At 71.2% G+C, this 21,132-nt stretch carries 17 protein-coding genes and 1 pseudogene; 10 read left to right on the forward strand and 8 right to left on the reverse strand.

All coding sequences use genetic code 11. The features are described from left to right. Positions 1-136 precede the first annotated feature (136 nt). Complete coding sequence (locus tag C8E84_RS03435; RefSeq protein WP_159899495.1) at positions 137-1,309, reverse strand: alpha/beta hydrolase family protein; 1,173 nt, start codon at positions 1,307-1,309, stop codon at positions 137-139. 75 nt (positions 1,310-1,384) lie between these two features. Continuing rightward, positions 1,385-3,547: an ATP-dependent DNA ligase gene (locus C8E84_RS03440; RefSeq protein ID WP_159899497.1), complete on the reverse strand. Its 2,163-nt coding sequence runs from the start codon at positions 3,545-3,547 to the stop codon at positions 1,385-1,387. Positions 3,548-3,660: 113 nt separating this feature from the next. Here C8E84_RS03440 and msrB point away from each other — a divergent pair, with 113 nt between their 5' ends. Next, entirely contained in the window at positions 3,661-4,104 is a 444-nt protein-coding gene (msrB, locus tag C8E84_RS03445) for a peptide-methionine (R)-S-oxide reductase MsrB (protein ID WP_159899499.1), read from the forward strand. A 107-nt stretch (positions 4,105-4,211) separates the two neighbouring features. On the opposite strand, the gene C8E84_RS03450 is transcribed toward msrB, so the two are convergent. The 3 genes from C8E84_RS03450 to hemG form a co-directional block, all read right to left on the reverse strand. Next, positions 4,212-5,216 (reverse strand): type IV toxin-antitoxin system AbiEi family antitoxin domain-containing protein, encoded by a 1,005-nt coding sequence (locus C8E84_RS03450; RefSeq protein WP_159899501.1) that lies wholly within the window; start codon positions 5,214-5,216, stop codon positions 4,212-4,214. A 202-nt stretch (positions 5,217-5,418) separates the two neighbouring features. Beyond that, positions 5,419-6,144: a hydrogen peroxide-dependent heme synthase gene (gene hemQ, locus C8E84_RS03455; RefSeq protein ID WP_159899503.1), complete on the reverse strand. Its 726-nt coding sequence runs from the start codon at positions 6,142-6,144 to the stop codon at positions 5,419-5,421. An 84-nt stretch (positions 6,145-6,228) separates the two neighbouring features. Further along, positions 6,229-7,695: a protoporphyrinogen oxidase gene (hemG, locus tag C8E84_RS03460; protein WP_159899505.1), complete on the reverse strand. Its 1,467-nt coding sequence runs from the start codon at positions 7,693-7,695 to the stop codon at positions 6,229-6,231. 213 nt (positions 7,696-7,908) lie between these two features. Between hemG and C8E84_RS17990 the strand changes: the two genes are divergently transcribed. The 3 genes and pseudogenes from C8E84_RS17990 (at position 7,909) to C8E84_RS03475 (ending at position 9,548) form a co-directional block, all read left to right on the forward strand. Further along, positions 7,909-8,970, forward strand: coding sequence for a DUF4349 domain-containing protein (locus C8E84_RS17990; RefSeq protein ID WP_159899507.1), 1,062 nt, complete (start codon positions 7,909-7,911; stop codon positions 8,968-8,970). 38 nt (positions 8,971-9,008) lie between these two features. After that, a pseudogene (locus C8E84_RS17995) lies at positions 9,009-9,224 on the forward strand (NAD(+)--rifampin ADP-ribosyltransferase); the annotation flags it as partial. Positions 9,225-9,242: 18 nt separating this feature from the next. Beyond that, entirely contained in the window at positions 9,243-9,548 is a 306-nt protein-coding gene (locus C8E84_RS03475) for a glutaredoxin domain-containing protein (RefSeq protein ID WP_159904424.1), read from the forward strand. Positions 9,549-9,597: 49 nt separating this feature from the next. Here C8E84_RS03475 and C8E84_RS03480 read toward each other — a convergent pair whose 3' ends face one another. The 3 genes from C8E84_RS03480 to C8E84_RS03490 are packed head-to-tail and all read right to left on the reverse strand — an operon-like array spanning position 9,598 to position 12,064. Then, positions 9,598-10,113, reverse strand: coding sequence for a GNAT family N-acetyltransferase (locus C8E84_RS03480; protein WP_246196754.1), 516 nt, complete (start codon positions 10,111-10,113; stop codon positions 9,598-9,600). After that, positions 10,110-11,219, reverse strand: coding sequence for a uroporphyrinogen decarboxylase (gene hemE / locus C8E84_RS03485; protein ID WP_159899509.1), 1,110 nt, complete (start codon positions 11,217-11,219; stop codon positions 10,110-10,112). Before hemE ends, C8E84_RS03480 begins: the two co-directional genes overlap by 4 nt. Positions 11,220-11,242: 23 nt before the next feature. Beyond that, complete coding sequence (locus C8E84_RS03490; protein ID WP_159899511.1) at positions 11,243-12,064, reverse strand: DMT family transporter; 822 nt, start codon at positions 12,062-12,064, stop codon at positions 11,243-11,245. Positions 12,065-12,167: 103 nt separating this feature from the next. Here C8E84_RS03490 and C8E84_RS03495 point away from each other — a divergent pair, with 103 nt between their 5' ends. The 6 genes from C8E84_RS03495 to C8E84_RS03520 all read left to right on the forward strand — a co-directional run bounded on the left by C8E84_RS03495 (position 12,168) and on the right by C8E84_RS03520 (position 21,074). Beyond that, on the forward strand, positions 12,168-12,752 hold the full coding sequence (locus tag C8E84_RS03495) for a DUF3000 domain-containing protein (protein WP_159899513.1): 585 nt from the start codon (positions 12,168-12,170) through the stop codon (positions 12,750-12,752). A gap of 56 nt (positions 12,753-12,808) precedes the next feature. Continuing rightward, positions 12,809-14,083, forward strand: coding sequence for an HRDC domain-containing protein (locus tag C8E84_RS03500; RefSeq protein WP_159899515.1), 1,275 nt, complete (start codon positions 12,809-12,811; stop codon positions 14,081-14,083). Positions 14,084-14,269: 186 nt separating this feature from the next. After that, positions 14,270-15,481 carry a thiolase family protein gene (locus tag C8E84_RS03505; RefSeq protein WP_159904428.1) on the forward strand — a complete coding sequence of 404 codons (1,212 nt, stop codon included), beginning with the start codon at positions 14,270-14,272 and terminating at the stop codon, positions 15,479-15,481. A gap of 1 nt (position 15,482) precedes the next feature. Then, on the forward strand, positions 15,483-17,618 hold the full coding sequence (locus C8E84_RS03510) for a 3-hydroxyacyl-CoA dehydrogenase NAD-binding domain-containing protein (protein WP_170296262.1): 2,136 nt from the start codon (positions 15,483-15,485) through the stop codon (positions 17,616-17,618). A 99-nt stretch (positions 17,619-17,717) separates the two neighbouring features. Beyond that, complete coding sequence (locus C8E84_RS03515) at positions 17,718-19,283, forward strand: helix-turn-helix domain-containing protein (protein WP_159899517.1); 1,566 nt, start codon at positions 17,718-17,720, stop codon at positions 19,281-19,283. A 1,227-nt stretch (positions 19,284-20,510) separates the two neighbouring features. Then, positions 20,511-21,074, forward strand: coding sequence for a hypothetical protein (locus C8E84_RS03520; RefSeq protein WP_159899519.1), 564 nt, complete (start codon positions 20,511-20,513; stop codon positions 21,072-21,074). Positions 21,075-21,132 lie beyond the last annotated feature (58 nt).

The following is a 21,132-nucleotide window of genomic DNA, read 5'->3' on the forward strand; positions in this document are numbered from 1 at the left end:
CCCCAGCGGGCACCCTCGCGCACGCTATACCTGTGGCTCGAGACGGGACATGGCCCGAGATGACTATGAGCGCTGGTCACTCAACGAGCGCTGAGGGGTGCCTCCCCGGCCCGGGTACCGGCCGCAGCGGTCGTGGTCACCACGCGGCGAACTCTCGCACCAGACGCTCCCAGCGGTCGGGCTCGGTGTTCCACTCGGTGCAGTGGTGGGCCACCTCCCACTCGTGGAACTGCACCAGGTCCGGGCGGGCCTGCGCCAGGGCTCGCGACGGCCCGATCGGCACGAAGTCGTCAGCGGCGGAGTGGATGAGCAGGATGCCGTGGTGCAGTTCGTCGGCCCGGCTCACCCAGTCGGTCTTGGCGAGGTCGACGCTCTCTCCGACACCGACCAGCCGGTGTCCCCAGCGCTGGTTCATCATCGTGCGTGCGAGCGAGCCGACGTGCCGTGGCAGCCGGTGGGCGTGCGCGTGGTGGGCCAGGACGTCACCCCAGTCGATGACCGGGGCGTCCAGGACCACCCGGGACACCAGCTCGGACAGCGGTGAACGGTCGAGCAGCTGCAGGACGATCGCCCCACCCATCGACCACCCCGCAAGCAGCACCTCCTGCGCACCGTGGTCCACGGCGTGATCGATGGCGGCTTCGATGTCGCGCCACTCGGACAGCCCGAGCGCGTAGCGCCCATCGGGCCCCGACGGCACTCCCTCGTCGTTGCGGTAGCTCGGCACCAGGCAGGTCCAGCCCTGCTCGAGAAGGGGCGGCATGGCCCGGATCGTCTCCTCGCGGCGGGCCCCCCGGCCATGGACGAGCACCGCCCAGCGCTCACCGACCCCGGGGCGGGCACCGTCGGGCCGCACCACCCACGCGGGCATCGGACCCAGCTCACCGGCATACGTGACGTGTTCGGTGCGGGCACCGATGGTGACGTCGGGGGGTGCGCCGTGGAAGTAGGCGTTCCACCGAGCGGTGCCCGGGGCGAGGTACCCGCGGTCGACAGCGAGCAGCTCGCGCTCGACGGTGGCCGAGCCCTGGTCGAGGTCGACCACGTCGCCGATGCGCACGTGGCCGAAGCCGTTGTCGATCCACAGGCCGTACCGCCCCGGGACCATCGTCTGGGGGGTCGCCGTGAGCGTGACGGTGTGTGCCCCTGCGGCACGCACGACGACGTCGTCCGGGCGCTGTCGGTCAGGGGTCAGCACGCGACGGGCGAAGTACGCCGCGGCGGCGAGCGACCCGGCGCCGCTCGCGACGGCACTGGTGACCCCGACCGCGGCCCCGGCGGTGGCGACCCGTCCAGCACGACTCGTCATGGCGCCACGCACCCCGGCCCGGAACGGCTCACCGCGTTCCCGGATGCCGTCCGACGCCTCGCCATGCCGTGCACCTCACCCACTCCCGCCCGCGAGCACCTCGGACAGGTCGTAGGACACCGGCTCGTCGAGCTGGTCGTAGGTGCAGTCGGCCGGGCTCTTGTCGGGGCGCCAGCGGGCGAACTGGGCGGTGTGGCGAAACCGCACCCCCTCCATGTGGTCGTAGCGCACCTCGACGACGAGCTCGGGGCGCAGCGGCGTGAACGACAGGTCCTTGCCGGCGGCCCACCGGCTGCCGGCCGCGGCCCGCGGGGTTCGGGTGCCCTCCTCGTGCGCTGCCCAGTTCCACGGGTGGTCATCGAAGGTCGTGACGAGCGGCTGCAACTCGTCGAAGAGCTCCTTGCGGCGGGCCATGGGGAACGCCCCGATGACCCCCACCGAGAGCAGCTGACCGGCGTCGTCGTGGATGCCGAGCAACAGGCTGCCCACGAGGTCGTCACCGCTCTTGTGGGTGCGGTACCCGGCGACGACGCAGTCGGCAGTGCGTTCGTGCTTGATCTTGGCCATCGTGCGCTTGTCGGGCTCGTACGGACCGTCGAGGGTCTTGGCCACCAGCCCGTCGAGACCAGCCCCCTCGAACTCGGTGAACCACTGGGCGGCCACGGCCCGGTCAGTCGTCGCCGGGGTGAGGTGGATGGGGGCGCTCGCACCGGCGAGGGCCTGCTCCAGCAGGGCCCGCCGCTCGCTGAACGGTCGCCCGGTGAGGTCGTCGTCCCCGAGCGCCAGCAGGTCGAACGCGACGAACCGGGCGGGGGTCTCGACGGACAGCTTGGCGACCCTGCTGGCAGCCGGGTGGATGCGCTGGCTCAGCAGGTCGAAGTCGAGACGGTCCTCCCCCGGTCGCACGACGATGATCTCGCCGTCGACGACGCAGCGGTCGGGCAGGTTGGCCAGTGCGGCCTCGACGACCTCGGGGAAGTACCGGGTCATCGGCTTCTCGTTGCGGCTGCCGATCTCGACGAGGTCGCCCGAGCGGAAGATGATCGATCGGAAGCCGTCCCACTTGGGCTCGAAGCTGACGTCCTTGCCGTCCAGCGCGGCGATGCCCTTGACCGCCTTGGCGAGCATCGGCGGCACGGGCGGGACCACCGGCATCCCCCAGCGCTCGCGCTCGGCCGCGTCGCGTTCGGCCTTGGGCGGCATGTACTCGTCGTCGGCCTTGTCGGTGCGCCGCTTGCTGGGCTGCACGCGCGGCGGCTCGCCCGGCATCTTCGGGTAGTCGGGCGGGAAGTTGAGCTCGCCGAGGCCCCGCTCGTCGACGTCGCGCTGCCACAGCGCGAGTGCCCCGGACACGTCCCCGACGGCGCCGTCGATGTCGGCCCAGGCATCACCGCGGTCCTCCAGGACGTCGGGCACGGTCAGCACGGTGAAGTCGCCCGGGCTGACCGTCTCCAGCTCAGCCCACGTCACCGGCATCGACACCGGGGCCCCGGGCAGCGGTCGAGGGCTGTAGGCCGACGCGATGGTGCGGTCTCGGCAGGCCTGGTTGAAGTCGACGAAGACCCGTTCGCCGCGCTCCTCCTTCCACCACGAGGAGGTCACGAGGTCAGGAAGGCGGCGCTCGAGCTCACGGGCGATCCCGATGACGCCGTGCCGCACGTCGAGGAACTCGTGCGTCGGGCCGATGCGGGCGTAGACGTGCACCCCCCGGTTGCCGCTGGTCTTGGCCCAGCCGGTGAGCCCCACCTCGGTGAGCAGTTCACGCAGCGCGACCGCAGCCTCGACGGCATCCGCGAACGTGCGCCCAGGCTGGGGATCGAGGTCGATGCGCAGCTCGTCGGGGTTGTCGTTGTTCGCCGTGCGCACCGGCCACGGGTGGTAGGTGACGGTGTTCATCTGCACCGCCCAGACGGCGCTGGCCACCTCGTCGATCACGATCTGCGCGTGGCGTCGACCGCTGGGGTAGCGGCACGAGACGGTGCGGACCCACTCGGGAAGACCCTTGGGTGGGTTCTTCTGGTAGAACTCCTCGCCCTCGATGCCGTCGGGGAAGCGCTGGAGGGTGACCGGGCGGTCGCCGATGTGGTGCACCAACGAGTCACCGACGGCCACGACGTAGGCGGCGAGATCGCCCTTGGTGATGCCGGCGTCGGGCCACATGAGCCGGTCCGGGCTGCTCAGGCGCACCTGACGGGGCCCGTTCGGGCCCTCGATCTCCAGCACCTGTGCATCACCCATGGCGCGAGCCTAACGAGCGGCACCGTCAGGCGGGCCGCGAAGCGTGGGCACGGCATCCGACGAGGGCGTTCGACAGCGGGAACCATCCGGGGCGGCTCGATGTTGGTCCAGACATGACGATGAAGCCGAGTGACCGTTCCTACGCCGTCGAGCGCACCGAGGAGGAGTGGAAGGCCGCCCTGTCCCCCGCCGAGTACCAGGTGCTGCGTCAGGCCGGCACCGAGCGCCCGTTCGTCGGCGAGTACACCGACGCCAAGACCGTCGGCACGTACGCTTGCCGGGCGTGCGGCGCCGAGCTGTTCACCTCCGAGACCAAGTTCGACAGCCACTGCGGCTGGCCGTCGTTCTTCTCGCCGCTCGCGGGTGAGTCGGTCGAGTTGCTCGAGGACCGCTCGCTGCCGGGGCGCCCGCGCACCGAGGTCCGGTGCGCGACGTGCGGCAGCCACCTCGGGCACGTGTTCGAGGGCGAGGGCTACGACACGCCGACCGACCAGCGCTACTGCATCAACTCGATCAGCCTGACCCTGCGCCCGAAGGGCGAGCCGGCCGCTGGCTGACCCGCCCCGCCCGCAAGCGCCCGGCTTTATCGGGTGACCCGATAATCCACGACATCACCGGACAAGGGTTGTCCCCGGATGTCGTGACTTGTCGGGGGATGTGGCCTTCAGGCCCCGGATGCCGTGTCACTGCGCGCGATGGACGGTCTCGTCTGCGACATCTGGACCTCATGGCGGATTCGAGGGAGCAGGACCTTCGGCCGCTCGAGGTCGGCCCAGGTGACCCGATCGACCCGGTACCCACACCGCCGGATCCGGTCCTCACGCTTCTTCTCCCGCCACAGCGCGTCCGGGCCGCCGTACTTGATCCTGCCGTCGAACTCAAGCAGCAGGTTGGTGCCATCAACGAGCAGGTCCGCGAAGGCGAACGGGTCGTCGGCGCCCTCGTCACGGATGGGGAACTGCGGGATGAGGTGCAGGCCGGCGATCGTCAGCATCACGCGCAGCCGGGACTCGCCGACCGACTGCGAGCGGCCATCCATCAGAGCCAGCATCGTGCGCACCCTGCCTGCAGCCGGCCAGTGGCGCACCGTCGACGCAGCCTCGACGATGGCCTCCATCGTGGTGCGACGATCCTGCAGCGCATCGTCTGCGCTGACGATGCCCGGCAGCGCCCCGTGGTCCAGGGCCGTCTGCACGACCGCTGCCGCCACGACCCGGGCGACATCTGGGTCTGGGGCACTGGGGCCCACAGACCCGTCCGACCCGACGGGGACGGGCAGCGGCGCGTCGAGCCATGGACGCACGCCGAGGTGTGGTGAGCGGATCCGGCAGAGCTGAGTCAACACCTCCGACGTCACGGGCCGCACCAGGTCGACCCGGTCAAGGGCGGCTCCCCAGACGTCGACGCCCACAGTGGTGAGCAGCGAGACACCACACGGGCGAGCATCGGGATAGATGAGAAGACTCGCCGCCAACCGCATCCGGTGCAGGTCCGTCGGGTCGGTGGGAACGGCATCCGAGAGCGCGTACACGGACCGCGCAACGGAGGAGACGGTCCGCTGCTTCTTCAGCCCCGCGAGGCCGGCGTCGGTCAGGCCGGCGGCATGCGCTTGGGCGGTCGTGAACAATCCATCCTGGCTCTGAGCGACGGCGAAGAGTGCGGCATCCATGCGATGAACCTCAGCGCGTGTGTTCGCCGTTGTCAGCCACCGCGACATCGCCTGTGGACAACCCCGCCCGCATCGAGGGCTGTGGACAACGCAGTCCCCGACAGGGCGTTGCGAGTTCGCCGGGGAAGCCCTGACTTCACTGGACAAGGCTTGTCCAGTGAAGTCAGCGATTATCGAGTGCCCCGATAAAGCCGAGGCTGGGTCAGCGCTGGCGGTGCACCAACGTGCGCACCGGCACGCGCGGCCCCGTGTAGAACGGCACCTCCTCGCGCACGTGCATCCGCGCGCGGGAGGCCCGCAGCTCGCGCATGAGGTCGACGATGCGGTGCAGCTCATCGGCCTCGAACGCGAGGATCCACTCGTAGTCGTTCAGGGCGAACGAGGCGATGGTGTTGGCGCGAACGTCCGGGTAGTCGCGAGCCATCTGGCCATGCTCGCGCAGCAGGTCGCGCCGCTCGGCATCCTCGAGCAGGTACCACTCGTAGGACCGCACGAACGGGTAGACGCACACGTAGTCACGGGCCTCCTCGTCGGCCATGAACGCCGGGATGTGGCTCTTGTTGAACTCCGCCGGACGGTGCAGGGCGGCCACCGACCAGACCGGGTCGAGGTGCTGGCCGTAAGCCGTGCGCAGCAGCGCGTGGTACGCCTCCTGGAGCGCCTCGATCGTCTCCGCGTGCCACCACACCATCACGTCGGCATCGGCGCGCAGCCCGGCGACGTCGTAGGTGCCGCGCACGACGACGTCCTTGGCGGCCAGGTCGGTGAAGAGCTCCTCGACCTCGGCCGCGAGGGCGTCGCGGTCCTCGTCGCCGATCGGCTCGGCCACGGCGAACACCGACCACATGGCGTAGCGGATCGTGTCGTTGATCTCGCGGATCCTGGCGGCGTTGGGGTTGCTCGGGACGGGTCGGACGGACTCGCTCATGCGCGGTGCTCTCCTTGGTGCGGCGTGCTGGGTTGGTGCTCAGGGTGTGCTGGGTTGGTGCTCAGCATGTACGGGTGATGGTGCTCAGCGCGTGCTGGGGATGGTGCTCAGGTGGGTCAGGGCGGCGCGCGCCGCGCGGGTGGCCGAGGCGATGACGGCGGGGATGCCGACCCCGTCGTAGGCGGCACCGGCCACCTCCAGGCCGGGCAGGCGGGCGACGTCCGCGCGAACGGATGCCACGGCATCCACGTGGCCTACGGCGTACTGCGGCAGCCCACCGCCCCACCGCTGGACGTGTGCGTCGACGACCCGAGGCAGTGGCCGCCCCAGGGCCTCACCGACCTCGGCCACGGACACGGCGACGAGGTCCGCGTCGTCCCGGTGCAGCACGGCCTCCTCGCGGGCCCGCCCGAGCGAGGCCCGCAGGTGCACGACCACGTCGGACACCTCGCCGGTCCACGCCCACTTGCGGAAGCTGAAGGTGCTCGCCTTGATGGCCCGCCCCTCGATGGGCGGGACCAGGAACCCCGAGCCCGGGACCTGGGCCAGGTCGCGGCGCTCCACGGCGAGGGTCACGACGGCACTGGACGCCGTCTCGATGTCACCGAGAACGCGTGCCGCCACGGGCGCGTGGGGAGCCAGCAGCCGCGCGGCCGGTGCCGGAGGGACGCAGAGGAGCACGGCATCCGCGTCGATGACCTGGGGGTCGGCGGCGGATCCGAGGGTCAGTCGCCAGCCGGATGCCGTCCGCTCGAGAGCGCGCACCATCGCCCCGGTGCGCACCAGCGCACCACGAGCGTGCAGCTCATCGGCGACGAGGCCCGGAAGGCGCCCCACTCCCCCACGAAGGCCGGCGAACGGTGGGCGCGGGGGTCGGGCTGGCTGAGCGAGCGCGCTGGCATTCGCACCACCGACGTCGGATGCCGTGGCACCGGTTCGTGGGGTGAGCAGGCTCTCGCTGCGGGTCGCCCGCTCCCAGAGCACGGGCATCGTCGCCTGCAGGGACAGCCGGGAGGCGTGCCCGGCGTAGACCCCGCCGAGCAACGGCTCGACGAGCCGGTCGACGACGGCCGACCCCAGGCGCGCGCCGACGTAGTCACCGACGCAGACGTCGGATTCGACCGCCCCGCCGGGCCAGGGCTGCTCGTCGCGCAGCCGATCCACTTCGGCGGCGGTGAGCACGCCCAGCGCCGAGGCCGGGTCGGTGGGCACACCCATGAGGGTGGCGGCCGGCATGGGGCGCAGGCTCCCCCGGCTCCAGATCGACGCCGAGGTGGTCGCCGGGGTCACGAGCTCGCCCTCGGCGCCGACGCGGGCGACGAGGTCGGTGGCCTCCGTCCGAACCGCCAACATCGACTCGGCGCCGACGTCGACGAGGTGGCCGCCCACGGCATCGAGCCGCAGCTTGCCGCCGAGGTCGGTGCTGCCCTCGAGGATCGTGACCCGGGCTGACGGCAGGGCCTCCAGCACGGCGAGCGCACCGGACAGGCCCGCGATACCGCCCCCGACCACGACGACCCGGGGCCGGGTCGAGAGGGCCGCCGACAACATGTGCTCAGCCTCTCACGCAGCCCTGACGGCCCCGTCGCGAGGGCCGTCAGGATGTGACCCGAGCGCGTCGCAGTCGTGACCTGATCGAGACTCGCAACTAGGAACCTGAGCAGCGGGGCCTGCGCCTCACGGCAAGGTGCCGCGGCATGCAGCCACGGCGAGATCCCTGACGAAGGAGTCACCATGCGATCCCCAGCCCGCACTGTCCACCCGATGCTCTCGTCCCGACCGGCTGGCCGGTTCCGGGCCACGGCGGCCGTCCTCGCCCTCGCCGTGCTCGCCGTCAGCGGGTGCGGTGCCGATTCAGCCGACTCCGCCGTGGGGGGCTCGGAAGCGGCCCCGGTGACCGGGTCTGGGACGGACCTGACGTCGAAGGGTTCCGAGGGTGGCGGCGGCGCAGCGGTGACCGAGGAACAGGCGCAGCAGGACACGGCCGTCGGCGCCGCACCAGCGCCCGCAGCCGTGGATTCGACCGACGTCGCCGCGAGCGTGGCCGACCGCAAGCTCGCCCGCCGTGCCGACATCTCGGTGACGGTCAAGGACGTCGATGCCGCAGCGACCAAGGTGCGTGCGATCGCGAGCGCGGCCAAGGGGCTCGTCCTGGCCGAGTCTGTGGCGAGCGAGTCGGACATCGCAGCCACCGGCGGCTTCAGCAGCATCACGATCTCCGTCCCGACGGACCAGCTCGACGCGACCCTCGACAAGGTGGCCGCGATCGGCAAGGTCCACTCCCGCAACACCTCGACGGAGGACGTCACCGCCCAGGTCGTCGACACCCAGTCGCGACTGAAGACGATGCAGGCCAGTGTCGATCGGGTCCGGGCGCTGATGCTCCAGGCCACGAAGCTCGGTGAGATCGTCACGCTGGAGGCCGAGCTCTCACGCCGCCAGGCGGACCTCGAGGCCCTGCAGTCGCAACTGGCCAGGCTTCAGGACTCGGTCGCCCTGGCGCCTGTGGAGGTGCGCCTCAGCACCGACGAGCAGGTGCTCGCGGATGCCGTGGACGACACCGGCTTCCTGGCCGGTTTGTCAGCGGGCTGGCGGGCCTTCACCGGTTCGGTGACCGTCCTGCTCACCGTGCTCGGTGCGTTGCTGCCCTTCGCCGTGGCGGGCATGCTGGTCATCGCGCCGGGCGTGCTGTGGCTGCGCCGTCGCCGCGTGTCCGGCACCGACCCCGTGCCGACCGGTGGCCTCGTTCCCGCTGCCGCGGGTTCGGGCGCCGCGGGTTCGGGCGTTGCCGCTCAGGCCCCGACCCAGCCACCCGCCGCCAGCTGAACGGAGCACCGCATGGACCACGCACCGAGCGACCGCACCTGTCCGCGGCGCTCGCGGGTCTGGACCATCGCGGCCACATCTACGTCGTCGAGCCGTCAGGCCCCTTCGAGGACGATCCGAACGCCACCGACAAGCGTTTCCCGGGCAATCCGACGCAGCCGTACCGGACGCGGTCGGCGCTGCGGGTGATCGCGGAACTCGACGAGCGGCCAGGGCGCTCACCCGGGGTCGTCGCGGACGCCCACTGTCACCCCCGTTTGTACCCTGTCCGCATGGGACTCCTGGATCTCGCCGCCGGCCGCCCGACCCCCACACCGCACGAGCAGGCCCTGGCCCACGCCGCGAACGGTGTCGCGATCTACTGGCGACCGGGCTGCCCGTTCACGGCCCGCCTGCGCCTGACGCTCCGCCCCCTGCGTAAGCGTGCCCGCTGGGTCAACATCTGGGAGGACGACGCGGGCCGTGCCTTCGTCGCGAGCGTCAACGACGGAAACGAAACGGTTCCCACGGTGGTCATCGACGGCATCCCCCACACCAACCCCGACCCCTCGATCGTGAAGGCCGCCCTGACCCGCTGACGCGCCAGAGCCGCGTACCCCAGCGCGCCGGCCACCGGACGCGACGTCCTCAACGACCTCGGATGCCGGGGCGCGCCTCCCACTCGACCTCACCGTCGACGACACGCGCCGTCGGCACCAGCCCCAGGCGCGCCGCGACCCGCTGCGACGCCACGTGGTCAGGGTGCACGTGCGCGATGACCCGCTCGACCCCGCAGGCGTCGACGAACTCCGCGACGGCCGACGCGGCATCCGAGGCGATCCCCCGGCCCTGCCACGGCACCCCGACGACCCAGGCGAGCTCGGCGACCGAGTCGTCGCCGTTGACGGTGGCCTGCACGTAGCCGACCGGTTTGTCGGTGTCCGCCACCCGGATGATCCACGTGTGCCACGCGAACGCGGAGCCGCGCGGACCGGCCACCTGACGGGCGTACCGTGCCTCGAGGTCAGCCCGCGACGGCGGTGAGCCGCCGATGAACTCGTACAGGCCGGCATCCGCGAGCACGTGCTCCATCGGTGCGGCGTGCGTGGTCGAGAGCGGCTCCAGACGCACACCGCGACCCCGCAGGTGCGGGGTGCTGCTCACCGCGCGGAGACCTCGTGCACGAACTCGACGACGCGGGTGAGCACGTCGGGGTCGGTGTCGGGCAGCACGCCGTGGCCGAGGTTGACGATGTGTCCTGGCGCCGCCCACCCCTCCTCGACGATGGTGCGCACGCGCCGCTCGAGGGGCTCCCACGGGGCGAAGAGCAGGGCGGGGTCGAGGTTGCCCTGCACGGCGTAGCGCCCGCCGAGCCGCTCGATGGCGTCCGTGAGCGACACGCGGTAGTCGACTCCGACGACGTCGGCGCCGGCCTCACCCATGAGCGGTAGCAGCTCACCGGTGCCGACCCCGAAGTGGATGCGCGGCACGTCGAGGTCACGGACGGCGGCCAGGGCCTTCGCCGAGTGCGGCATGACGGATGCCGTGTAGTCGGCCTTGCTGAGGACGCCGGCCCACGAGTCGAACAGCTGCACGACCGAGGCCCCGGCCTGTGCCTGGACGCGCAGGAACGTGCCGGAGATCTGCGCGAGCTGGGCACACAGGTCGTGCCAGAGCTGCGGGTCGCCGTGCATGAGCGCCTTGGTGTGCTCGTGGTTCTTGGACGGGCCGCCCTCGACGAGGTAGGACGCGAGGGTGAACGGCGCCCCGGCGAAGCCGATGAGGGGGGTGCCACCGAGCTCGGCGGTCAGCAGTCGCACGGACTCGGCGATGTCCGGGATGTCCTCGGGGGTGAGGTCTCGCAGCTGGGCGAGGTCGGCCCGCGTGCGGATCGGCCGGGCGATGACCGGCCCGACGCCGGCGACGATGTCGAGGTCGACGCCGATCGCGGAGAGGGGAACCACGATGTCGGAGAAGAAGATCGCGGCATCCACCCCGTGACGGCGCACCGGCTGGAGCGTGATCTCGGTGACGAGATCGGGTCGCCGGCACGACTCGAGCATGCCGACGCCTTGCCGCACCTCGCGGTACTCGGGGAGCGAACGCCCGGCCTGGCGCATGAACCACACCGGCGCGTGCGGGACGGACTGCCCGCGCGCAGCCCGGACGAGAGCCGAGTCCTTGGGGTCGGCAGTGGTGGGGCCAGCGCTGCTGAGATCGGGGCGTCGGGAGTCGGCAGGTCGGTCGGCGGCGCGGGAGTCGGCAGTCACGATCAGTGATTCTCCCACCCTGGTCACAGGGCGATGACGACGGCACCCGCCACGGCCATCGCGGACCCGAGCACCTGGACGGGTCGCAGCCGCTCCTTGACCACGGCCCACGCGAGCACCGCGGTGACCACGGGGTAGAGCGACCCGAGCACCGCCGCGACGCTGACCTCACCGCGCGAGGACGCCACGGCGAACAGGGCATTGGCCAGCAGGTCGCCGCAGCCGACGGCCAGCAACGCCGGCAGCTCGCCGGGCCGCACCCCGCCGACGCTGCGCAGGCAGAGCGCCACGACGACCAGCACGGTCACCGAGGTGGCCCGCATCCCCCACAACGTCATGAGGGTCGACTCGCGTGCCCCACGGTCGATGAAGAACAGGGCCAGGCCGAAGCACAGCGCCGCCACCACCGCCAGCACCACGGGCCTGGCGGACACCGCTCCACTGACCTCCGGCCCCGAGGCCAGGGTCACGCCGACGATGGCCACCACCATCCCGACCCAGGCCCACCCGGACGGTTGCTCACCGGAGGCGACACCCAGGGCGACCGGGACGATCACCCCGAGCGCGGCGATCGGCGCGACGACGCCCATGGTCCCGGTGGACAGGGCCGTGTAGAAGCTGACGAGTCCGGTCGTGCCGGCCACACCGGCCGCGAGGGCCCACAGTGGCCAGCCCTGCCACGACACCTCGCCGCGCGCGAGCACGACGGCGCTGATGACGAGGAATCCCAGGCCTTGCGACCAACCGACCACCGCGATGGCCGGACGGCGTCCGCTGAGGAGCCCGCCGAAGAAGTCAGCGGTCCCCCACGCGACGGAGGACCCGAGGGCAAGGAGGGCAAGCACCGCTCGAATCTAGCCGCGCGAGCCCTGCCGGCTGCTCGGGGACGCCCGTCGGCTCGCGGCGTGCCTGACGGGCGCCGACGCCGGATCGGCATACATTGCAGGCGTGTCCAGCCGCAGCGTCTCCGGTCGGGAGTCCCCGGAGTTCTCCCGCGCCCTCAAGGACCTCCACCGGGTGCGGTTGCGCCCCGAGATCCGACTCACCGAGGTCCCGGCGCCCCAGCGCATCGCGCCGTATGCCGTCGCGCTCACCGCTGACGTCGTCGACCCGCGTGACACCGACGACGACCTCGCCTCCGGCCGGTTCGTCCTGTTGCACGACCCCAGCTCCCCCGAGCCGTGGGGCGGGCAGTGGCGAGCGGTGACCTTCGCCCGGGCCGAGCTCGAACCCGAACTGGCGACCGACCCGGTGCTCGGCGAGGTGGGGTGGAGCTGGCTCGTCGACGCGCTCGCGATGCGTGGCGTCGAGTACACGGCGGAGGCGGGCACGGTGACCCGGGTCGTCTCCCAGAGCTTCGCCGGTCTGGCCGACCGGCCCGCGAGTGTCGAGATGGAGGTGCGCGCGTCCTGGACCCCGCTGGGCCCGGAGGTCGGTGACCACCTGCTGGCGTGGTCTGACCTGCTGTGCACCATCGCCGGTCTGCCTCCGCTTCCCGAGGGCGTCGTCGCCCTTCCCGGACCCCGCCGCTGACGGACACCGGCGACAGACATCCAGCGACAGACATCACTGACGGACACCACGAACCGATGATCACCGAGACCACGACCCCACCCCCACAAGGTGGCCAGCACGACCAAAGTTCCAGCGACCACCGCGTCACCGAGGACGCCCCCGTCACCCTGGTGCCGCTCATCGAGCCGTCCGGTGGGGTGCCGCACGTCGTCGAGACCGAGCGCGAGCTGGCCCGGGCCGCGCAGGCCATCGCTGCCGGTGAGGGGCCGGTCGGCATCGACGCCGAACGCGCGTCCGGCTACCGCTACGGACAGCGCGCGTACCTCGTCCAGGTGCGGCGCGAGGGTGCGGGCACCTGGCTGATCGACCCCATGGGCTGCCCTGACCTCAGTCCCCTGGGTGAAGCGATCGGTGCCGCCGAGTGGATCCTTCACGCCGCCACCCAGGACCTCGCCTGCCTCGCCGAGGTCGGGCTGCGACCGGTGCAGCTCTTCGACACCGAGCTGGCCGGGCGGATCCTCGGGCTGCCCCGCGTCGGGCTGGCCGCCGTCGTGGAGCACTACCTCGGGCTGAGCCTGGCCAAGGAGCACTCCGCCGTCGACTGGTCGACCCGGCCGCTGCCGGAGCCGTGGTTGCGCTATGCCGCCCTCGACGTCGAGGTGCTCGACGAGCTGCGCAACCTCATGGGGGTCGACCTCGCCGCGCAGGGCAAGGCCGAGTGGGCGCGCCAGGAGTTCGCCGCGCTGCTGCAGTGGACCCCCACCGAGCGGGTCGACCCGTGGCGCCGCACGTCGGGGATCAACACCCTGCGCTCTCGGCGGTCCGTCGCCATCGTGCGCGAGCTCTGGTACACCCGCGACGACATCGCCAGGGAGCGGGACACCTCGATCGGGCGGGTGCTGCCCGATGCCGCGCTCGTCGAGATCGCGAAGGCCGTGCCCGCCACCACGGCGGACCTGCCCCGCGGGCACCGTGCCATCGCCCGTTACGGCCGGCACTGGGTCGACGCGGTGCGGCGTGCCGTCGAGATCCCCGAGGACGACCTGCCGCCGCGCACCCTGCCTTCGGACGGCCCGCCGCCGCCCCGTGTCTGGGCGGAGAAGAACCCGTTGGCGGCCGATCGCCTCGGTGCCACCCGGGCGGCGCTCACCGCGTTCGCGCAGGAGCGGGTCATCCCCGTCGAGAACGTCTGCTCCCCCGACCCGTTGCGGCGGGTGGTCTGGCAGCCCCCGTCCGAACCCGACGAAGCCGCCTTCACCCGGGCCCTGCTCGACCAGGGGGTGCGGGCCTGGCAGGCCGAGATCGTCGCCCCGATGCTCGTGGCCGCGTTCGCCCAGTTCCCGGGCTGACCCACCACGTCGGATGCCGATGCTCCTCAGGGACGCCGGCGATCCCGGGATCGCCGAGAAGTCACCTCCGCGTGACGTCTCTCACCCCGCCAGCCCTCCCGTACTAAGCGCCCGCTTAGTACGCTGACGAGGCCGCGCCCGGCATCCGGGTGCACCCTGTCCGCCGTGACCCAGGAGGCCACCGCCGTGCCCCGTACCCTCCAGGAAGTCGTCTTCGTCGACGGCGTCCGCACCCCGTTCGGCAAAGCCGGCGAGAAGGGCATGTATGCCCAAACCCGCGCCGACGACCTCGTCATCAAGTGCATGCGTGAACTGCTGCGCCGCCACCCGGAACTGCCCAAGGAGCGGGTCGAGGAGGTCGCGATCGCCGCAACCACCCAGATCGGCGACCAGGGCTTGACGCTGGGCCGCTTGGCCGGCCTGCTCTCGGGTCTGCCCAAGACCACCCCGGGCTACTCGGTGGACCGGATGTGCGCCGGGGCGATGACCGCCGTCACGAACGTGGCCTCCTCGATCGGCTTCGGCGCCATCGACGTCGCCATCGCCGGTGGGGTCGAGCACATGGGCCGCCACCCCATGGGTGAGGGCATCGACCCGAACCCGCGGATCATCGGCGAGCGGATCGTCGACGAGTCGGCCCTGGTCATGGGCAAGACCGCCGAGAACCTGCACGACCGCTTCCCGCACCTCACCAAGGAGCGGTGCGACGCCTACGCCGTCAACAGCCAGCGCAAGCTCGCCGCGGCCTACGCCGCCGGGAAGGTGCAGCCCGACCTCGTGCCGGTGGCCACCCGCCACGTCGAGAAGGGTTGGGGCCTGGCAACCGTCGACGAGCCGCCCCGTCCCGGCACCACCATGGAGGAGCTCGCGGGCCTGAAGACCCCGTTCCGCCCCCACGGCAACGTCACCGCCGGCAACGCGGCCGGCCTCAACGACGGCGCGACCGCCTGCATCCTCGCCTCCGAGGCCGCCGCCGCCGAACTGGGGCTGCCGGTGCGCATGCGCCTGGTCTCCTACGCCTTCGTCGGTGTCGAGCCCGAGGTCATGGGCATCGGCCCGATCCCCGCTGCCGAGAAGGCGTTGCGCCAGGCTGGCCTGACCATCGAGGACATCGGGCTCTTCGAGCTCAACGAGGCGTTCGCCGTGCAGGTCCTCGCCTTCCTGGACCACTACGGCATCGCCGACGACGACGAGCGCGTCAACCCCTGGGGTGGAGCCATCGCCATCGGCCACCCGCTGGCGTCGTCGGGTGTTCGCCTGATGACCCAGCTCGCCCACCACTTCGAGGAGAACCCGCAGGTGCGCTACGGCCTGGTGGCCATGTGCATCGGGATCGGCATGGGTGGCTGTGTCATCTGGGAGAACCCGCACCACGCCGACTACGGCAAGGAGAACTGACGTGAGCGCTGTTGTTGACACCCCCGCCGCACCCCCCACCCCGCAGCTGCCCACCGAGGTCGTGACCCACACCCCGGTCCAGGACGTCGCCCTCCCCGGCGGCGCCGGCATCCTCGCCCTGATCACGCTCGACAACGGCCTGGACCACACCCGGCCGAACACCTTCGGCCCAGCGTCGATCGCCGAGCTCCAGGCCACCGTCGACGGGCTGAAGGCCCGTGCGGCAGCCGGCGAGATCCAGGCTGTCGGCATCACCGGCAAGCCGTTCATCTTCGCCGTCGGGGCCGACCTGTCGGGCGTGCCCTACGTGACCGACCGCGAGCAGGCCGTGAGCATCGCTCGAGCCGGGCACGCGGCGTTCGCCTCGATCATGGACCTGCCGGTGCCCACGTTCGCGTTCATCAACGGCGCGGCCATGGGCGGGGGCGTCGAGATCGCCCTGGCCTGCGACTACCGCACGGTGTCCGCTGGCGTGCCCGCGTTCGCCCTCCCTGAGACCTTCCTCGGGCTCGTTCCGGGCTGGGGCGGCTGTTACCTGCTGCCCAACCTCATCGGGCCGGCCGACGCGCTCACCGTCATCGTCGCGAACCCGTTGTCGCAGAACCGGATGCTGAAGGCCAAGGAGGTGGCCGCCCTCGGCATCGCCGACGTGCTGCTCGAACCGGCGGACTTCATCGAGGACTCGCTGCGGTGGGCCGCCGGGGTCGTCAGTGGTGCCGTGCCGGTGCAGCGTCGTGACGTCGACCGTGACGAGAGCGCGTGGGATGCCGCGTGCGATGGCGCCCGCTCGGTAGTCCTCGCCAAGACCGCGGGTCGCGCGCCAGGTGCGATGCGGGCCGTCGAGCTCGTGCGCGCCGCGCGGACGGCGACTCGCGAGGAGGCCTTCGCCGCGGAGGACGCCGCTCTCGGTGACCTCATCATGGGTGATGAGTTGCGCGCCGGGCTCTACGCCTTCGACCTCGTGCAGAAGCGCGCCAAGCGCCCGGCCGGTGCACCGGACAAGGCGCTCGCCCGCCCGGTGACCAAGGTCGGCATCGTCGGCGCCGGGCTCATGGCCAGCCAGCTCGCCCTGCTCTTCGCGCGCCGCCTCGGGGTGCCGGTCGTCATGACCGATCTCGACGAGGACCGCGTCGCCAAGGGCGTGGGCTGGGTGCACGCCGAGATCGCGTCGCTGAAGGACAAGAGGCGGGTGTCGCCGGACAAGGCGTCCTTCCTCACGGGCCTGGTCACCGGCTCGACCTCCAAGGACGGCTTCGCCGACGTCGACTTCGTCATCGAGGCGGTCTTCGAGGAGATGGCGGTCAAGCAGCAGGTGTTCGCCGAGGTCGAGGCGGTCGTCTCCCCCGAGTGCGTGCTCGCGACGAACACGTCCTCGCTGTCGATCACCGAGATGGCGAGCGGGCTGGAGCACCCGGGTCGGGTCGTGGGCTTCCACTTCTTCAACCCGGTGGCCGTCATGCCCCTGCTCGAGATCATCCCCGGCGAGGCGACCGACGAGTCCGCGCTGGCGACGGCGTTCGCCACCGGGCGAGCGCTCGGCAAGACGACGATCCGGGTGAAGGACTCGGCATCCTTCGTCGTGAACCGCCTGCTGGGCGCGTTCATGGGCGAGTTCTCCCGCATCGTCGACGAGGGCACCCCGGTGGCCACGGCCGACCGCGCCGTCGCGGGTCTGGCACCGATGCCGCCGTTCGTGCTGCTCGGGCTCGTCGGGCCGGCGATCGCTCTGCACAACAGCGAGACCCTGCACCGCGCGTTCGGTGACCGGTTCCACGTCTCGCCGAGCCTGCGACGGCTCGTCGAGTCCGGCAAGCGTGGCTACTACCTCATGGAGGGTGGCCGTCCGGTGCCCGACCCGGAGGTGCTCGCGATGGCCGAGCAGCCGGAGAACCCGGTGGAGCTCAGCGCCGAGCAGGCCCGTGAGCGCATCCTCGGGGTGCTGGCCACGGAGGTCGGCCTCATGCTGTCGGAGGGCGTCGTCGCCGCGCCGATGGACATCGACCTGGCGATGATCACCGGCGCCGGGTTCCAGTTCTGGAACGGCGGGCTCTGCCCGTTGCTCGACCGCGAGGGCGTCTCCGAGCGGGTGCTCGGTCGGCGGCTGCTGCCGGCCGGGGTGGCGAGCGTCCCCGCCTGATCCGACGTCGTCATGCCGGGTGGCCGCAGTAGAGGTTCGACGCTGCGGCCGCCCGGCATCCGAACATCCCACGTCCACAGTGCAGGCAATATCTCACATATGATCTACGATGGGCCAGTGACCGTCACCTCAACGTCAGACACGTACCTCACCCGGATCGGCACCCTCATCCGGGACGCACGCCGCCACCAGGGGCTGACCCAGAGCGAGCTCGCCGACCTGCTCGGCACGAGCCAGAGCGCGGTCGCCCGAATCGAACAGGGCAAGCAGAACCTGTCGCTGGAGATGCTCGCGCGCATCGGTGAGAAGCTCGACAGCGAGTTCGTCTCGCTCGGGCACAGCGGACCGCAGCACCTGCGCATTGTCGGCGGCCAGAAGCTCTCGGGCTCGATCCCGGTCAAGACGAGCAAGAACGCCGCCGTCGCGCTGCTGTGCGCCAGCCTGCTCAACAAGGGGCGCACCACCCTGCGCAGCCTGGCCCGCATCGAAGAGGTCAACCGGATCATCGAGGTGCTGACCTCGATCGGCGTCAAGGTGCGGTGGCTGCCCGACAGCAACGACCTCGAGATCATCCCGCCGGCGCGCATCGACCTCGACAGCATCGACGTCGACGCGGCTCGCCGCACCCGCACCGTCATCATGTTCTTCGGCCCGCTCCTGCACGAGCTCGGCAGCTTCCAGCTGCCGTATGCCGGTGGGTGCGACCTCGGGACCCGCACCATCGAGCCCCACCTGTCCGCTCTCAAGCCCTTCGGGCTCGACGTGGCGGCGACCCACGGCTTCTACGAGGCGACCGTGGATGCCGCCCGCACCCCCGAGCGGGCCATCGTCCTCACCGAGCGTGGAGACACGGTGACGGAGAACGCCCTCATGGCGGCGGCCCGCAACCCGGGCACCACGATCATCCGCAACGCCTCGCCGAACTACATGGTCCAGGACCTGTGCTTCTTCCTGCAGGCCCTCGGTGTGACGATCGAGGGCATCGGCTCGACCACGCTGACGGTCACCGGCGTGGAGCACATCGACGTCGACATCGAGTACTTCCCGTCGGAGGACCCGATCGAGGCGATGAGCCTGATCGCGGCGGGAGTCGTCACCGAGTCGACCATCACCATCGAGCGGGTGCCGATCGAGTTCCTCGAGATCGAGCTGGCCACGCTGGAGGAGATGGGCCTGCGCTTCGACATGACCCCCGAGTACCGGGCGATGAACGGGCACACGCGGCTGGTCGACCTGACGATCCACCCCAGCGAGCTGAAGGCGCCAGTCGACAAGATCGCGCCGATGCCGTTCCCGGGGCTGAACATCGACAACCTGCCGTTCTTCGCCCTGATCGCAGCATGTGCCGAGGGCACGACGATGATCCACGACTGGGTGTACGAGAATCGCGCCATCTACCTCACCGAGCTGACGAAGATCGGCGGCCAGGTGCAGCTGCTCGACCCGCACCGGGTGATGATCACCGGCCCCACGCCGAAGTGGCGCGCAGCCGAGGTCATGTGCCCGCCGGCGCTGCGTCCCGGGGTGGTCATCCTGCTGGCGATGCTTGCGGCACCGGGAACGTCGGTGTTGCGCAACGTCTACGTCATCAACCGTGGCTACGAGGACCTCGCCGAGCGCCTCAACGCGTTGGGCGCGACGATCGAGACGTTCCGCGACATCTAGGAAACGTCGCTGGCGCCGACCCTCTCATGCGAACTGTGCCGGACCATCGAAACGTCAGAACGGAGGCGGATCCACACCCGGCTCGGGAGCCGTCTGGGCGCCCCACCGTCCCTCGCGGCGATGGCACGGGCGAAGCCGTTCACGCACATCGCGATAGTGCCATCGCGGGTGATCTCGGCCTGCACGGATCAGGTCGCCCGGAGTCGTTCGCGGCCCCGGCACCACCCGAGACACCGGGACGCCACGAGACACCGGGACCCCTTGGGACACCGACATCGTGCGGGACACCACGCCAGCGACCGATACCTGCCCGAAGCGCGGCCACCGCTGGTAGCCGTCATCCAGCACCTCCATCACCGTTTCGAGGGTGCTGGCTTCCTCGCCCAGGACGCCAACGTCGGCCGCCGGGACTGGAACTGCACCGTGCACCCCTGACCTCGCCTGCGCGAGGGGCATCGGCAGTGCGAGGGGCATCGGCAGTGCGAGGGGAATCGGCAGTGCGAGGAGATCCAGGTGATTCCGCGGCCAGGTGGTGCGACCCCTGCCCACCGGATCGGTCCACGTCGCGGTTCCATCGACTGCCAGACGCACCTGCCAGCCGGGTCGCTGTTTGATCCGGTGATGCCGTCGGCACAGACACATGAGGTCTTCTGCAGCGGTGGGCCCGTTGGGCCATGGCCGGGCATGATCGAGGTCGCAGAAGCGAGCCGACACCGAGCACCCGGGAAACCGGCAGCGGCTGTCTCGCAACCGGACCAGAGCCTTCAGCTTCTCCCCTGGGCGATACGCGTCCGTCGCCATGGCGCCGTGGCCGAGCAACGCCCCGGTCGAGGGGTGGCATGCGGCTCGGCGCACCGCGGCCTCCCCTGGTGCGAGGGCGTCCAACCACGAGCGGGAAACCAGCAGCGGGTCCCCTGCACTCGGGCCAAAGGCCTCCACGAGGCCAGCGTCCGTCGCTCCGACAACCGTCCCCGAGCCCACCGTCGCGACATCGCGGTTCTCCCCGGCTCGCTCCGCCCGAGGCGTGGCAGCAGACGACCTGGATGGCTCGCCTGCGCCGAGTGCAGGGCGACCACGCGTGGACGAAGCGGCATCGCGCTCACCGATGCGCATGGGCTCCCGAGCATCGTGCTCACCAACGGGCGAGGAAGGCCCGTCCAGACGATCAGTACCACGCGGAAACGCTTGGGCTGGGCTGGTACCAGCGCGCTCAGGCGCCGTCGGCGCTTGTGGACGATCGACGCCCGCTCCACCGGCATCGGGCCCTTCGGCGGTGGTGAAGACGAGCGTCACATCGATGGTGGCGTTGCCGCTGACGAGATCCATGAGGGCCTGACCCCCGGCCTGCTCAAGACGCTCACACAGACCGACCTTGACGTAACGGCGAGCGAGAGCATCCACCGCGGCCCAGCCCATGGCAGCCCTCTCCGAGGGGAAGGAGCCGGTCCGGCGATCGACACCCGGCGCCTCGGCCCATCGCTTGAGCCCACATTCCTCACGCGCTCGCTGAGCCCGCCGCCTCAACAGGTCAGGGCTGATCCGAGCCAGGGCGCGACGACACCGCTGTCGCAGGGCCGACGGAGCGTCGGTGGCAAAGCGATCCTCGATCGCGGCAAGCACCGCGGAGGCCACCTCACCAGGTGCCCCCTCGAGCTCGGCATCGAGAACACTCGCCGAATACCCATCGAGCGGTCCGTCACGCATGGCGCGGTGGACCCCGGACATCCCCGAACTCCTGTCATCACCAGCACCATCGACTACCGCAGCCCCGGCATCCATCGACTCGCCTGACTCCCCCGTCTCCGTGGAGTCCCCCATCGACTCGGGCTCGCCTGTCGATTCCGTGGTC

It is taken from the genome of Ornithinibacter aureus (assembly GCF_009858245.1).
GTDB lineage: Bacteria > Actinomycetota > Actinomycetes > Actinomycetales > Dermatophilaceae > Fodinibacter > Fodinibacter aureus.